The following is a 15,659-nucleotide window of genomic DNA, read 5'->3' on the forward strand; positions in this document are numbered from 1 at the left end:
ATCTTATGAAAATTTCAGTTAGCGGTTTAGGTTATATCGGTCTTCCTACAGCAACCATGTTTGCTCATTACGGAGCACATGTTATTGGTTTAGATGTCAATCAACATGCAATTGATACCATTAACCAGGGTAAAATTCATATTGTAGAACCTGGTTTAGAAGAGATTGTAAAAGATGTCGTGGCACAAGGGCGTTTAAAAGCCTCACTGACAGCAGAACCCGCAGATGCCTTTTTAATTGCAGTACCAACACCATTTAAAGGTGACGACCATACACCAGATTTAAGCTATATTGAATCTGCTGCGAAAACGATTGCACCAGTTTTAACCAAGGGTAATGTGGTGATTTTAGAGTCGACTTCACCTGTAGGAGCAACGGAGCAAATGGTCGAGTGGTTGGCTGCTGCACGTCCAGATTTAAAGTTCCCAGCCTCAGCGCAGGATACTGACTTTGATATCTATGTGGCATATTGTCCAGAGCGTGTCTTGCCGGGTCAGGTTATTCGTGAATTAGTTGAAAATGACCGTACCATTGGCGGTTTGACCCCAGAATGTGCTAAAAAAGCAGCTGAGGTATATAAAGTTTTTGTTAAGGGTGAATTGGTACAAACCAATGCACGTACAGCAGAAATGACCAAACTCACTGAAAATGCTTTCCGCGATGTCAATATTGCATTTGCCAATGAGTTATCACTTATTTCTGATCGTTTAGGAATTAATGTGTGGGAGTTGATTGCTCTTGCTAACCGTCATCCACGTGTCAATATTTTAAACCCAGGCGCAGGGGTAGGTGGTCATTGTATTGCTGTTGATCCATGGTTTATTGTTAATAAAACCCCTGATCTTGCTCGTATGGTTGCGACAGCTCGTGAAGTGAATGACTACAAACCTAAATGGGTTGTATCTAAGATTGAAGAAGCCGTTGCAAAACTGGGTGATCTTGGTCGTAAGCCTAAAGTTGCTTTGCTTGGTCTTGCATTTAAACCTGATATTGATGATTTACGTGAAAGCCCTGCGGTTGAGATTGCAATTGAAATGGGTAAAAATCAAAACATTGAATTGTTATTAGTTGAGCCAAATATTCATGCGCTTCCTGCAAAAATTACAGTGGGCCAATTGGTTAAAATGACCACTGCTCAAGCAGAAGCAGATATTTTGGTTATATTGGTCAACCATACTGAATTTACTGATCTGAATATTGTTGAACAACATCATAAAATTTTAAATTTTGTCTCAAATAAATGATGTGCTGAGAATAAGCTACAGTCAGCTGTAGCTTATTCTGGTTTTATGAATTTAATTAAAATCTGACTGAGTGTAGCCATGAGTATTGAAAAACTTTTAGAACAGTTAAGAAGTTTGGATGAACAACAACAACAAGAATTTTTAAGCCGCATTCAGGATTTGGTTGATGTTCGTTATGTTGATAAGTCAAAAGTTGCAGAACTACAAAAAGAAATGAATCTGCTGATTAAGGAAAATAATCTGGTGCGTCAGCAGGCATTGGTTAAGTTTTCACGTAAAGAACACCAAACCATTGCATATCAGTTAGGTAAGAATTTAATAGATGTCTTTAATGGTAAAAAGCCAATCACTTCTTTACCTGTATGGAGTTTACAACTTTTTGTTGAAGCGATTGCTAGAAAAGATCAGGCACAGTTAAGTAATTTACAGAAAAAAGTACAATTTTTATCTGAATACAGTGATGTGTTCACCGCGCCAAGTTTAAAGAAAGGTCTAGCCTTTGCTTTTGAAAGAGTTGCATATAAACTGAAAAATGGTGACCCAAAGGGTATAGATGTAGATGGTGAATACCAAGAGGTTGTGAATAAAAATGCGATTGGACTCGCTCAAACTCAATCAATTGCAAAAAAACAACGACCAGAAGATCAAAATGCGCTTATTGCGCAGCAGAAAAAAGTCATTAAGCAAGTTATTCAACAAGAATTAAAAGAAACTGTAAAAACCTCCATAGATACATTGAAAATTGCTTGTATTATGGATGAATTTACCTATTTTTGTTTTTCACCTGAAGCCCAATTATTACAGATTTCACCAGAGCATTGGCTTGAAGAAATAAGAGATTTTTCGCCCGATATTCTATTTATAGAATCCGCATGGCAGGGTAAAGATGGCTTATGGAAAAGTAAAGTCAGTCAAAATTCTACAGAAGTAATGAATTTAATTAAGTTCTGTAAATTAAATAGTATTAAAACAATGTTCTGGAATAAAGAAGATCCAGTACATTTTGGTACTTTTGTTGATGTTGCAAAACAGGTAGATGTTGTTTTTACAACAGATATTGATTGTATTGGTCGTTATAAGGCGCATGTTGGACACGATCGTGTATATCTCATGCCATTTGCTGCACAGCCCAAAACGCACAACCCCATTGAAAAATATGAGCGCAAAGATGCCTTTAACTTTGCGGGTTCATTTTATTTAAAATATCCGGAAAGACAGCGTGATTTTGTTAACTTAACAGCGGTTGCAACTAAATTCCGTGATTTGGAAATTTATGACCGAAACTTCAATAATCCGCATCCACATTACACGTTCCCAGAGCAGTACCAAAAGTATATTTTAGGTCGCCTTGAGCCACATGAGATTGATAAGGCTTATAAAGGCTATGTATATGGTATTAACATGAATACCATTAAACAGTCGCAATCTATGTTTGCTCGGCGTGTATTTGAAATGTTGGCTTCAAATACGATTGTACTGAGTAACTACTCTCGTGGGGTGCGTAATTTCTTTGGTGATTTGGTTTTATGTTCAGACAATCCAACAGAGTTGGAACGTCAATTAAATCGAATTGCACATGATAAGGATTTAGTTGATAAATTTAAGTTGTTAGGCTTAAGAAAAGTTTTATCTGAGCATACCTATGAGGATCGACTTGGTTATATTGCCAATAAACTCAAAATAAAAGTAACAAATAAAGAAAATTGCGTTGCTGTATTTGCTTTTGCAGAAAATGATGAGCAGCTCAAGGCAATTATCGATAATTTTGTAGCTCAAACATATGAGCATAAAAAATTATTTATTTACAACCCCAACTCACTAGAGATTGAAACATCAAGTGAGGTTCATAGTTTCAATCATCTAAATCAGATTGATGTTTTAATACAAGAACATGAAATTACACATTTGGCATTCTTCAATCCAACACATCTTTATACCAAAGATTATCTGTTTGATATGATGCTGAACTTTAGATATTTGAAATATACAGATATTCAATGTGTGACGAAAGATGCGCATTATGCTTTTGATCATAAACTGAGTTTAATTTCTGGAAAGGAATATCTTGAAGTTCAACATGTTGTACTTGATCGTTCAGTTTTGAAAATAGTAGATGCAGATGTTTCATTACTGATTGAAAGCTTTGTTGATAATGTAAATGGTCGCCAGCCTATTCCTGCAATGGCTGTGGATCGTTTTAGCTTTATTGCAGGTGGCAAAGCTTGCGATGCAGAAGTGATCAAACATGTTATGGTGGATATGCAGGATTTGGATACAGGTGTTGAGTTAAAGCAAAATTTATTGCCTTATGCAGAAAATATCAGTGCAATGAATCCAAATGAGGGTGAAGTTCAATCTTTTGAAGTGGATTATTTAGCTAAAACTGTAGTAAGCCCATATACAGCTATCCGTGTAGATTGTTCAGAAAATCACTTTAAGGTACATTCAAAACTGGCAAAAGATGAATATAAATATCTTACATTGCTTAAGCATATTAAAAAGATCAGTGAAAATATTAGCCTGTTAGTAAATGCGGACACGAAAGCAGATGTTCAATTTGCAATTGAATTTTATGATGTAAAAGCCAATAAGATTGGATTTGAAATGTTTGAAATCAATCGAATGTATCAAGTTCAATTACCAGCCAATACCAAGCATTTTAATGTGTCATTAAGAATGAAAGGTTCTGGCTCAGTTAATCTACAAGAGGTTATTTACACGATTCATCCACAAACTAAAAAACAGGTGAATGATTCAAGTTTAGTTACTTTAGATGCTGAGGTTTTTAAAAACCAATTAGTCAAAGGCTCTTCAAGTCAGATTCAATTTGCAGGTAATCAAGGGCAATTGGTAATTAAAACGACATTGCCACCTGCAAAACATGCTTATATGTATATGAAGAAAGTCTATACACGTGAAGAGTTGAATTTGGTTCTGAATAGTGAGTTTGAGCTATTTGCAAAAACCACTGCAGAAGATGTCAGAATTGTATTTGAATTTCAGGATGCTAATCATCAAAAGATTTCGCACTCTATGAATCCAATTCTAGGTGGGCATGCATTGGCGATTCCAATGGAATGTGTATATGTTCGTATTGGTCTAAAAGTTGTAGGAAGTGGTGTTACTGAAATTGAACGTTTAAGTTTGGGTGTGGTTAAAAACCCAGTCAATAATTTTATTCCAAAATCAACAACTTTGGTTGTTGCAAAGCAGTATCCTGCTTATGATGATTTATATAAGTATGGATTCTTGCATGCACGTGTAAAAGCCTATAAAAAAGCGAATCAGTTGGTCGATGTGTTTAAGCTTACAAACGATGCAGCTAAATTTGGTTTTTCCGAGTTTGAAGGTGTTGATGTTCTTTCATATGACCATGAGATGTTAGATAAGTTACTTGCATCCGGTATCTATAAAAAAGTATGCCTACATTTAATGGATAATAAAATGTGGGAAGTTGTACGTAAATATCAAGATACTGTGCAAGTTTTGATTTGGGTGCATGGAGCTGAGATTAGATCTTGGTCTAGACGTGCTTATGAAGCAGCACGATTAGGTGAGGTAGAAGCCACACGTCAGCATCGTTTAGGCTTACAAAGAAAAGCATTTTGGGTAAATTTAATCAAAAATGAATTACATGCAAATACCCAGTTTATTTTCGTATCTAAATACTTTTTAAATGAAAGTGAAGAAGATTTAGGTATTCGATTCCCTGCTAATCAAACGCATATTATCCATAACTTTATTGATACAACCTTATTTAATTATGTGCCTAAAGATGCGAGTCAACGGTTCAAAGTTTTATCTATAAGACCTTATGCAAATTTAGGCTATGCAAATGATTTAACAGTAAAAACGATATTAGAGCTCTCAAAGCATGCAGACTTTAATAAATTTAGTTTTACAATCTGTGGTGATGGTGAGTTATTTGATGAGACAACCGCACCACTCAAACAATTCTCAAATGTAAAGTTGCTTAAAGGCTTTTTAACACAGCATCAAATTGCCGAGCTACATAAAGAGCATGGTGTATTCTTGGTGCCTACTCGTATTGATAGTCAGGGTGTGTCTAGAGACGAAGCAATGAGTTCTGGGCTAGTGGTAATTACCAATAATGTTTCTGCAGTACCTGAGTTTGTAGACAATGACTGTGGTATTTTGGTGCCGTCTGAGGATAGTATTGCTATGGCAAATGCTTTAATTGGGTTAGCCTATTCTGCCAACAAGTTTAATAAGTTAAGTGAAAAGGCACGAAATAGAGTTTTAAGCCAGAGTGCTTATAGTGAAACGCTAGCTAAAGAGCTAAACCTTGTTTCAGTAAATTAAGTTATATATTGTTTTAACATGCTCTTGAGTTGTATCGAACTCAGGAGCATTTATTTATTAAGTTTGGAAATTATAATTTATGTTGACTAAAGATCTTTATTTTTCAGAGATTAATGTTTTATTAAAGGTGGAAGTTAATCGTATAGGTAATCAAATTTCTGTTAATGTTGAAAACAAAAATAACAATAATTTATATTATGCTTGTTGCTTTATTGCAAATGATATATTGATTAAGAAAGTTAATTATAGTAGAAGTAAAGAATTCGATTTATCCTTGCGGAAGAGTATAAATCTTAAAATAAAGATATATGTTAAAGATAAAATTAAAGGAACAAGAGTCAGTAAAGTAATAAAGTTAGGGTTTTTATTTATAGAGTCTGAATATTTTAAATTGTGTTGTAAGCAGATGAGCTCTAAATTGAATTTGGAAGCTGGTCAAGACTTTTGTGAGAATAAATTAATTAAATTCAGTAATTTTGAAAAAGTAAAATTGATTGACAATATTTTTAGTATGGATCCATTTTTAAGTAATACATGGCGATGGAAAATTCAACAATTGGCATTTGTACCATATGTGATAGGTTATTTTGAAAGTAAAAAAAATCAAAATAATGAGTTGTTGTTGAATTTATTGAATTTTATAAAGCTATGGAAGGACTATAGTGTAAGTAAGGAGGGTGAAAATGATCGTATGGTATGGCATGATCACGGGACTAGTTTAAGACTGAAAAATATAGTTTTGAGTTTCTGTGTTTTTTGTAAATATAACGTGATTTCATTTAATGATGATAATTACTTGTTTTTACAGGAGGTTGTAAAGCAGCATATAGATATATTAATGAATGAGGATTTCTATTCTAAATTTACTAACCATGGATTTGATCAATCTTTGTTTCTTTATTATGCATCATTGGAATTTGAGCATGTAATTCCAAATATGAAAATCGTAAAAGAATTGGCATTAGAGAGAATTGTGAGGGAAATTAATTTTGCTTTTGGAAGTGATGGGGGGCATAAAGAAAATAGTCCTGCTTATTTGAATTTTGGTATTAAGCAATGTTTAATGATAATGGAAATGACAGACAGTTTTCAGGAAGATAATGGTGAAAGGCTAAAAAACCTTAAAACTCTTTTAGAAAAAGCCGTCAAAGTATTAACTTTTGTAACAAAACCGAATGGATTTTTACCACAGATAGGAGATACATCTAAGTATAAAGTTGTTGATATTTTTAATAATTATAAGCCTATAAATTATCAAGAGTTTAAGTACAATATTACCCAGGGTAAATTTGGAGTTGAACCAACTAATAAGGTGTTGATCTTAGAGGAGTCAGGCTATGCATTTTATAGAAGTACATGGTCTGCTGATGAGTTTGGAAAAGCTATATATTTAAGTTTTAAAGCTTGTTATAGCAGTAATTACCATCGTCATGATGATGATTTATCGATAACTTTATATGCTTATGGTCAGGATTGGTTAGTTGATGGTGGAATTTACAAGTATAAAGAAAATGATATAAATCGCCGCTATATTAGGTCTCATTTGTCACACAATTTATTAAGTCCAAATAATGTAGCGGCAAATAGGAATTATAGGAAACCTCATAAAGTTGAATTAATGGATTTGGCAAAAAAATCCATTGATAAATTCCATGTTGTAGGGATGACTGACATGTATGATGGGTTTAAAGTAAGCCGTGAAATTGAAGTAAATAATGGTGCCATTTTGTTAAAAGATAGGTGTAAAAATACATTAAACAAAAACTTTTCCGCCACATCTAGATTTTTCTTCCCTTTCTCTATGTCTGTTTTCATTGAAGGAGGCATTGTCACAGTTGTAGGTCTACATAAAAAAATGATTTTAGAGTTTGAGTGTGAAGAAAGTTTAAATTTAAGTGTTTATGAGGCTAGTAGTGGTTCAGAGAAAGGTTGGTTGTCTGAACAGACTGGAAAATTGATACCAACAAAAATATTGGAGGTAACAAGTAATAGTAAAAAGATGAATGTTTTAAATATTTTAGTTAAGATTTATTTTGTTTAATTTGAATTTTGATAATATAGCTGTATTTTTTATTTCTTGGGTGTGATTTATGGAGGTTGTTTGTGTTTATTGCTGTTACGCGTTTTAGTTTATTTAGACCTGATTCTAATGCATGGATTTTAACTAAAAATGCTAAAGATGAAGAATCTATTAAAAAATATATACAAAAATTGTATGATGAAAAAAGACTGAATTTTAGAATCGCATTTTTAAAAGAAGTTACCTTGCCATTGTTGGAGAAATCCACGCAAGGTTATAAGTTTCTTCATATAATAGAATGTTCTAGCAATCTACCTAGAAAATACATGCAAATTTTGCAAGAAATAGAGCAAGAATATCATTTTGTTAAACTAAACATACATCCAGTTTATGGTTGTGAGAACGTTTTACTGCCGCATCAAATTGCTTTAGATTTTTTTAAGGAAGATTTTTCTGATCAAGATCAGGCAATCGGTATGTTTACTCTTGATGATGATGACTGTGTATCACTGAATTATTTCAAGATCATGAGTAAATATTTAAACAATAGATTTTATGGATTTGCTATCTCTTTAGGGTTGGGGGTAGTTGGTATATTTGATGGTGATTATAAGATTAAGAATATAACTGAAAGTTATTATCCTAAAGTAAATATTGGATTGATGCGTGTTGGAATGTATAGGAGTCAAACAAATAATATAGTTTTTCCAAAAATGGGTTCTCATTCTAAATCTGATAAATATTTGCCTACTATTTTAGACTCAAGGCAGGTGTCTTACTTTTGGTCAAAGCATCCAAATCAAGATACAAAAAATTTGAGTAATTATGATGCAAGTGTTACCCGTCTTTTGAATTCTAATAAACTTAGTGATGAAGTAATTAAAGAGAGCTTTGGTGATGATTTTATCTATAATTTGATGAAAATTAATAATTATCGTTAAGTTTTTATTTGAGATTAATTGCATACTTTGTCTGATAGAGGCTATATCGTGGTCTCTATTTTTTATTGATGCTTGATCTATTGATTATTATATTTTTAATGTCGTTGTTTCTTTTTGGGAGTATGCTATATTTGATTCTGACTTTTTGTTTAAGAAAAATTCAGATGAAAGCGTCTTTACAAGCATCGGGAGTCTTTTGTTTCCATTCTTATTCGAACAAAAAAGCTTCAAATGTTCACTTCAATGGAGTAGCCTATGTTGGAAGTGATATCATTATAGGTGAAACCTCATTTATTGAATATTTGAAAGATAATCGTGATTTAAGTTTATCGGAAGGTCGCTTTACTGCTGTTTACTCAACTGATGAGCAACAAGATAATTGGATTGCCTGTACAGATGATTGTGGTCAAGGTTTGATTTTCTATTACAGTAATGGTCAGGAATGGGCAATTTCTAACTCATTTCTTTACTTAGCAGAATTTTTACATAGAAAAAGAGTAGTACTTAATTTTAATTTTAGTACAGTACTAGGGTTTTCTGCATTTCATAGTACAACCGAACAGTTAATTTCGCACTCTACACTGGTTAAAGAAATTAAACTTTTGAAAATGGATGAGTACATAAATATTATAGATAACGTTTTTCATATTAAAAGAAAAAATCAGAAAAACGTAACTAGTTATTTTGATCAAATGGTTTTTTATAGAAATAAATGGGCAAGCAGGTTAGATGCTTTATATAATAGATTTTCAGATAACTTTAGTTGTGACATAACTGGCGGTTATGATTCCAGAACTATTTTTGGTCTACTGTATTCTTCAGGTGTTGATTTATCCAGAATCAATATGAGAAGTAATCGGTTGTTGCAAGATGACTTTGTGGTTGCTAAAGAATTGTCCAATTATTATGGATTTAACTTAAACACTAGTTCATTTAAACATAAAGTAGCGTATTCTACTGAGACAGCATTCGAGTTATGGAAATATGGGAATTTGGGTATTTATTTTCCAATATATTTTTCAGTTAATGACTATGTTCAAACATCTAATATACAAATGCATGGCGCTGGTGGAGGTGGTCTAAGAGGAACTGTTGGTGACTCTTCGTCAGCTCAAATCGCTAATCGATTAGCGAACAAAATAAAAGATAAATTTTCATCAGAGTTGATTGAAAGTTTTAAACGGGAGTTTATCAAAGGAGCAAAAGAAGCTGGTTTTGATAAGCACGATAAACTTAATCATAATTATTATAATTATTATAGATCGCGCTATCATTTTGGTAGAAACCAGTTTAGAAGTTTATATTCTAATTTAATCACACCACTTGCATCGATGGAGTTGTATGCTTTAAAAAATTTACTTTCAGAAAATGATTTTAATACTAGAGTTTATAGCGATTTGATGCTTTTGTGTGATCAAAAACTTCCCACATTTGACTTTGATGACAAAAACAGAAATTTCTCAAGAAGTCAGATTGAAAGTTCTGTCTTTTATAATAAAAAAATACCTGTTGAAAAACATAATATTAATGTATATGCATCAGGCTTGGATAGCAGTAAAGAAGAAGCTGTGAATCATGTTTCTTCTAATGAAATTTTATGTTCAGAATTAAATAAATGGCGTCATCTCCTTTTAGAAATGGGCTTTGTTACAAAGCTTGAATTAAATAACTTGTTGAATGATATTAGTATTGAAAAAAATATTACTAAAAATCTAAAAACTGCGAGTTATCTTTTGGCTTTAGCAGAAATACGTTCACTTTGTGTTTAACATAAACTGGATTTTCTTTTATTACCTAAGATAGTGCCCCTTAAGCTCCGCCCAAAGTACTGCATACTTTGGGCTATTTTTTTCTTCAATCACTTGATTAAAAAAAGAATTTAATAAAGTTAACTTTTTAAAATTGACTTCTTTTTCTATGAGTAATTTATATTTATTCATAAATAAATTTTTATTTAATTCGCGTTTTTTATAATAGCCTTCTTCTTTATCTTTCTGATGAAACTTGTGCAAAAAATAAATAGGCTGAATCAAACTGTCTAAAAAAGGTTTGGCCAAAACAGCACGTAAGCCCACACTCATTAATGGTGCTAAATACGGCTCATCGACTAAAATATCGGTGGAATATTCGATTAAACCTTTATGATGAAATAATCGTAACATAAAATCAAAATCTTCATAGCCATGCCCAACAAACTGCTCATCAAAACCCCCAATCTCACGCACACTGGTAGTATCGGAAATAACAATAGAAGAAGGAAAAGCGAGGTGCAAAATTAAATCACGGCGAAAATCAAAATATTGCTCGATAAATTCTTGAGCTGATTGCTTATAAATTAGTTTGCTACCTTGCTTAGAGAGATATAAACATGGAAACATCGAGATCTGTTTAGGGTGATTGAGAGTCTGTTGGTAGGCTAAATCTACTAAATTAAGATCAGGCACAATATCAATGTCCAAGAACATTACATACTTTGTTTTTACAGTAGCAATAGCGGCATTTCTAAGTGTGGATAAACTACTGGCTTCGGCATCGACCAAACATACATGCATATTGGCATGTTTGGCGATTAAACGCTGTAAACACTTGACCCAGAACTGTGGTGCTGCATTACAACCAAAAATGAGCTGCACAGATTGACCTGCAAACATATGCACAAAACGTTTAACACGACGATACAAATCCCAACTACGGCGATGGAAATCAAGCGGAATAACAATCGATAAATCAGGTGTGTGCACGTTTAATCTCAGCTTGCCAAATAAGGATGATCTATATTACAGGTTTGTAAGATCGATTTCAGCCAGGTCTTTGCAGTATAATGCTGCTGTACATGGGTATGGGCATAGGCGACCATCTCTTGCTGCTCGGCAGTATAACCGGACTGTAACTGAGAAAACAGCGCTTGTGCCGCTTCGAAATCATCCACCTGAATACACATGTCTTGAAATAAATGATCAATGGCCTGACTTGGATTAGAAATCACCAAACGACCGCAGGCCATCACCTCAATCAAACGTCGTGAAAACATGGTCGGAGAATCAGTAATGGTATTCACATTTAACACTTGCTGATAACGACGATAGGTCGCGGCTGTTTCTGGATAAGGCACTGGCGGATAATAATTCACATCGCCATCATAATAGGGAAACTGATATTCCATCGTGGGGTGGGTATGCCGATTAAACAGATCTAAACCATAAGGTGCGGCCGCTAAAAAAATTTCATCCTGCCATTGGGTGCGCTGATCATGCATATTGCGTTGATAAGTGCCCATAAACACACTGCGTTTTAATGGGGCTTCTGAAGTTGAAAAATGCATCTGCGGCTGAATAAAAAACGGCGCAACCGCAACCTGACTATTGGGTGCATCGACCTGATAACGTGGCACACTAATGGCATCGGTAGTGAAAATATAATCGAATAATTTGGCAGACTCTATAAACTGATCATAGTGATAAGGGTCTTCCTTGTTCCAAAAAATAGTTGGAATATTATGGTCTTTACACCAATAAACTAATTTTTTCAAAGCATTATTATTGCGTTGGGGATGATTGGGATAATGAGCAACTTTATGCCGCCAGACATCATTGTTTCCACGCCAGGCCGATTCTACAAGTAAGAAGTCAATTTTTTGGCTTAAACGGTACCAAAAGGGCTTTTGACTTAATAGCTCTATATCCGATTCTGGTTTTAATGTATTGTAGGTGAAATCATCTAGAATACTGAGTATACGTAATTTCTTCATAGAATGATCTACTACCTGAAGTTGCTATATGTGTTATTTGGGTGGTGTATTCTACAATGTGTTTCATATTTATTTATAGCTTATAAATCTATCTTATGCGTTATTTTGGCTCCAAAAATTTAGAAAAATTGATGCAAGTATATCCAGTTGACTTTCGGTATGAGAGTTTTAGCTGTGGATGGGGTCGTAAAAAAAGCTTCTTTAAAGCTCAAGCCTTAGCCAAACAAAAAGGTCTGAAAGCGCTATGCTTGGAGGACGGTTTTGTCCGTTCTCTAGGTCTTGGTAAAGATGGTTATCCACCTCTGTCGCTTGTTGTTGATGAAACCGGTATTTATTTTGATGCCTTGCAGCCTTCAGATCTAGAAAACCTCATTTTAAAAGATGAGAGTCTTAAAGATAATCTTCGTGCCCAGCATGCCATCGACCAAATTTTAAAATTTGGAATCACCAAATATAATCAAAAATTCCAAACTCTAGATTCAGAAAAGTTTAACCAGAAAACTAAACATATTCTGGTGGTTGATCAAACCTTTGGAGATCAATCCATCAAGTACGCAGGTGCTACGCCAGAAACCTTTAAAACCATGCTGGCACAAGCCTGTATTGACCACCCAGACGCGACTATATGGGTAAAAACCCATCCAGATGTACTGGCCGGGAAAGCTCAAGCTCATTTTACACCAGAGGATTTCAATCATCCAAATATCCGGTTGCTCACGGAGCACTATAATCCTGTCGAGCTGCTGCAGCAGATGGACGAAGTGTATGTGGTGAGTTCTCAGCTTGGTTTTGAAGCACTGTTATGTGGAAAAAAAGTACATTGTTTCGGCGTGCCGTGGTATGCAGGCTGGGGTTTAACCAATGATGTTCATGCGCCTTTGGATATTCTGAATGGCCGCAGAAACCGGCAAAAAAGCTTGCAACACTTATTTGCCTGTGCCTATTTTCACTATGCACGCTATGTAAATCCAGTCACCGGACAGCGTTGTGAACTGGAAGATATTCTAGAGCTGCTTATTCCCAATATCCGGTTTCAACAGCGTCTAGCCGAATCCTATACAGCTTATGGATTTAGCCCATGGAAGAAAAAGTTTATCGTTGCTTATTTTGCTTTTCCCAAGCTTAATCTGAAATTTCAACGCTATTTCAAACCTGAAAAAACTGCTGATGTTCTGGCATGGGGCAAGAAAGCCAAACAGTTAAAAGATTTGAACTATAAACAGGTGACGACTGTTGAAGATGGCTTTATTCGTTCTGTGGGCTTGGGTGCGAAGCTGATTCGTCCATGCTCTCTGGTTTTTGATGATATCGGGATTTATTATGATGCCACGCAGTCATCGCGTATTGAGCAGCTACTTAATCAGATAGAATTGGATTCTTCGCAAATACAGCGCGCACAGCGTTTGCAAAAAATGTTGATAGATCTTAATATTTCAAAATACAATGTAGGCGAAGCAAGACAATTAAAACGTCCTCAGCATCAGCGGGTTTTATTGGTGGTGGGGCAGGTTGAAGATGATATGTCGATTCAGCTCGGCGGAATGGGTATTAAGACCAATCTGGAGTTACTGAAACAAGTGCGAGAAAATCATCCGGACAGTTATATTATTTATAAGCCACATCCAGATGTGCAAACGGGGCTACGTGTAGGGAAAATTCCCGACCAAGACATGTTGACCTATGCTAACCAGATTGAATTGAACACCTCTATTTTAGAATGTTTTGAAATTTGTGATGAGGTTCATACCATAACCTCACTTAGTGGATTTGAGGCTTTGATTCGAGGCTTAAAAGTTTATTGTTATGGTTTACCATTTTATGCAGGTTGGGGCTTGACACAAGACTTGTATACCTCACAAAGACGCAATAATAAAAATGTGACATTGGAAACTTTGTTATATGTAACTCTTGTAGAATATCCAACATATAATTTACCACATACTCAGGCGTCGGGTATTCCACTGGTTCGCCCCGAGGATGTGATCGCTTATATCAAAAGTCAATTAGATCAACCGGTAGCTCATGATCATAAGTATAAGCGTGTATTATTATATTTATATAACAAGTTAAAAAATAGGTTAATTTCTTTATGTCAGTTCATGTGAATCGTTTATTGCTTTCTGAACGGGTTCTGTTATTACAGGGGCCGATGGGAAACTTTTTTAATCGTTTTTCTGCCTGGCTCAAAGATCATGACATTCAATGCTTGAAAGTGAATTTGAACGGTGGAGATCAATTTTTTTCGCGTTCTTTTGAATACAACTTTGATTTTACCGGCACGTATGCCGATTTTTCGGCTTGGATTGAAAACTTGCTTTTGTCTCAAGAGATTGATGCAGTGGTCTGTTTTGGAGACTGCCGCAAGTATCATCAAGCTGCAAAAAAAGTTGCCTTAAAGCATCGAATTAACTTTTTTGCTTTTGAAGAAGGCTATATTCGGCCGAACTATATTACGTTTGAGGAAGATGGGGTAAATTTCTTTTCCAACTTCTTATCGCATTTAAAATTAAAAACAAAAAAACCTAAAAATACCCAAGTGAAAAAAGTATCTGAAGTCAATAATAGTTATCGTTCAATGCTGATCAGTGTTATGGTCTATTATATATTTATGCTGCTTTTCTCTTGGAAATACCCGCATTATAAACATCATCGGCAGATGAGTATCTGGTCAGAAATTTATTATTGGGTCTGGTCGGGTGTGCGACGGATTAAAAATTCTTTCGTAGAAGAAAAACGCTTTAATGTATTTATGCAGGCTTATAAAAAACGTTATTTTGTTTTTGCACTACAAGTACATAATGACTTTCAGATTCGAACCCATTCTGATTTAAAGTGCATGAAAAAGTATATTGAAATGGTCATTCAGGACTTTGCACAACATGCAGATCCATATCATCATTTGGTGCTCAAACATCATCCGATGGATCGTGGCTATCGTAATTATGCCTCTTATATTCGTAAGCTAGCAAAGTCTCACGATGTTGAAGGGCGTGTTCACTATTTTTGTGATATTCATTTGCCTACATTATTAAAAAATAGTCTGGGTTTTGTTACAGTAAACAGTACGACAGGCATTCAGGCTTTATATCACCATATTCCTGTCAAGGTATTGGGGTATGCACTTTATAATTTACCTAAATTGACCAACCAACGTCCATTGGCTAAATTCTGGAGAAATCCAGGCAAGGTCGATCAGGTGTATTTCAACTATTTCCGTGAAGAGCTAATTAATTATTCCCAATTGAATGGGGCTTTTTATGGTGATTCTCCTTGGATGGGTGATTATGATTTATCACATATCGAGGTAGATGTTGAAATGCAACAAGCCAATAATCCTGTTTCTATCTGATTAATTGTATTAGTTCACACTGGATCATACATTC

At 34.6% G+C, this 15,659-nt stretch carries 9 protein-coding genes; 7 read left to right on the top strand and 2 right to left on the bottom strand.

The genetic code is table 11. The annotated features are described in order from the left end of the window. Positions 1 to 5: 5 nt before the first annotated feature. From wecC to FTU58_RS09075, 5 genes are all read left to right on the top strand, one after another. On the top strand, positions 6 to 1,244 hold the full coding sequence (gene wecC / locus FTU58_RS09055; protein WP_180062357.1) for a UDP-N-acetyl-D-mannosamine dehydrogenase: 1,239 nt from the start codon (positions 6 to 8) through the stop codon (positions 1,242 to 1,244). Between the two features lie 78 nt (positions 1,245 to 1,322). Beyond that, complete coding sequence (locus tag FTU58_RS09060) at positions 1,323 to 5,567, top strand: glycosyltransferase (RefSeq protein WP_180062358.1); 4,245 nt, start codon at positions 1,323 to 1,325, stop codon at positions 5,565 to 5,567. 79 nt (positions 5,568 to 5,646) lie between these two features. After that, positions 5,647 to 7,608 carry a heparinase II/III family protein gene (locus FTU58_RS09065; protein ID WP_180062359.1) on the top strand — a complete coding sequence of 654 codons (1,962 nt, stop codon included), beginning with the start codon at positions 5,647 to 5,649 and terminating at the stop codon, positions 7,606 to 7,608. 62 nt (positions 7,609 to 7,670) lie between these two features. Then, the gene (locus tag FTU58_RS09070) at positions 7,671 to 8,528 is read left to right on the top strand and encodes a glycosyltransferase (RefSeq protein ID WP_180062360.1); all 858 of its coding nucleotides are present in this window, start codon (positions 7,671 to 7,673) and stop codon (positions 8,526 to 8,528) included. A gap of 164 nt (positions 8,529 to 8,692) precedes the next feature. Further along, entirely contained in the window at positions 8,693 to 10,297 is a 1,605-nt protein-coding gene (locus tag FTU58_RS09075; protein WP_180062361.1) for a hypothetical protein, read from the top strand. 21 nt (positions 10,298 to 10,318) lie between these two features. Here the strand turns inward: FTU58_RS09075 and FTU58_RS09080 are convergent, their stop codons facing one another. Further along, entirely contained in the window at positions 10,319 to 11,269 is a 951-nt protein-coding gene (locus FTU58_RS09080) for a galactosyltransferase-related protein (RefSeq protein WP_373886008.1), read from the bottom strand. Between the two features lie 8 nt (positions 11,270 to 11,277). Beyond that, positions 11,278 to 12,276 (bottom strand): glycosyltransferase, encoded by a 999-nt coding sequence (locus FTU58_RS09085; RefSeq protein ID WP_180062362.1) that lies wholly within the window; start codon positions 12,274 to 12,276, stop codon positions 11,278 to 11,280. 95 nt (positions 12,277 to 12,371) lie between these two features. On the opposite strand from FTU58_RS09085, the gene FTU58_RS09090 reads away from it, so the two are divergent. Beyond that, positions 12,372 to 14,381, top strand: a complete 2,010-nt coding sequence (locus FTU58_RS09090) for a capsular polysaccharide biosynthesis protein (RefSeq protein ID WP_180062363.1) — start codon at positions 12,372 to 12,374, stop codon at positions 14,379 to 14,381. Further along, positions 14,366 to 15,625, top strand: coding sequence for a capsule biosynthesis protein (locus FTU58_RS09095; RefSeq protein ID WP_180062364.1), 1,260 nt, complete (start codon positions 14,366 to 14,368; stop codon positions 15,623 to 15,625). Before FTU58_RS09090 ends, FTU58_RS09095 begins: the two co-directional genes overlap by 16 nt. The last annotated feature ends 34 nt before the right edge of the window (positions 15,626 to 15,659 follow it).

Source organism: Acinetobacter sp. YH12120, assembly GCF_013418795.1.
Taxonomy (GTDB): Bacteria; Pseudomonadota; Gammaproteobacteria; order Pseudomonadales; family Moraxellaceae; genus Acinetobacter; species Acinetobacter towneri.

Bases quoted from the DNA above. Each gene is read 5' to 3' on its own strand.
- wecC (WP_180062357.1), top strand. From the start codon at position 6: ATGAAAATTTCAGTTAGCGGTTTAGGTTATATCGGTCTTCCTACAGCA.
- FTU58_RS09060 (WP_180062358.1), top strand. From the start codon at position 1,323: ATGAGTATTGAAAAACTTTTAGAACAGTTAAGAAGTTTGGATGAACAA.
- FTU58_RS09065 (WP_180062359.1), top strand. From the start codon at position 5,647: ATGTTGACTAAAGATCTTTATTTTTCAGAGATTAATGTTTTATTAAAG.
- FTU58_RS09075 (WP_180062361.1), top strand. From the start codon at position 8,693: ATGAAAGCGTCTTTACAAGCATCGGGAGTCTTTTGTTTCCATTCTTAT.
- FTU58_RS09085 (WP_180062362.1), bottom strand. From the start codon at position 12,276: ATGAAGAAATTACGTATACTCAGTATTCTAGATGATTTCACCTACAAT.
- FTU58_RS09090 (WP_180062363.1), top strand. From the start codon at position 12,372: ATGCGTTATTTTGGCTCCAAAAATTTAGAAAAATTGATGCAAGTATAT.
- FTU58_RS09095 (WP_180062364.1), top strand. From the start codon at position 14,366: ATGTCAGTTCATGTGAATCGTTTATTGCTTTCTGAACGGGTTCTGTTA.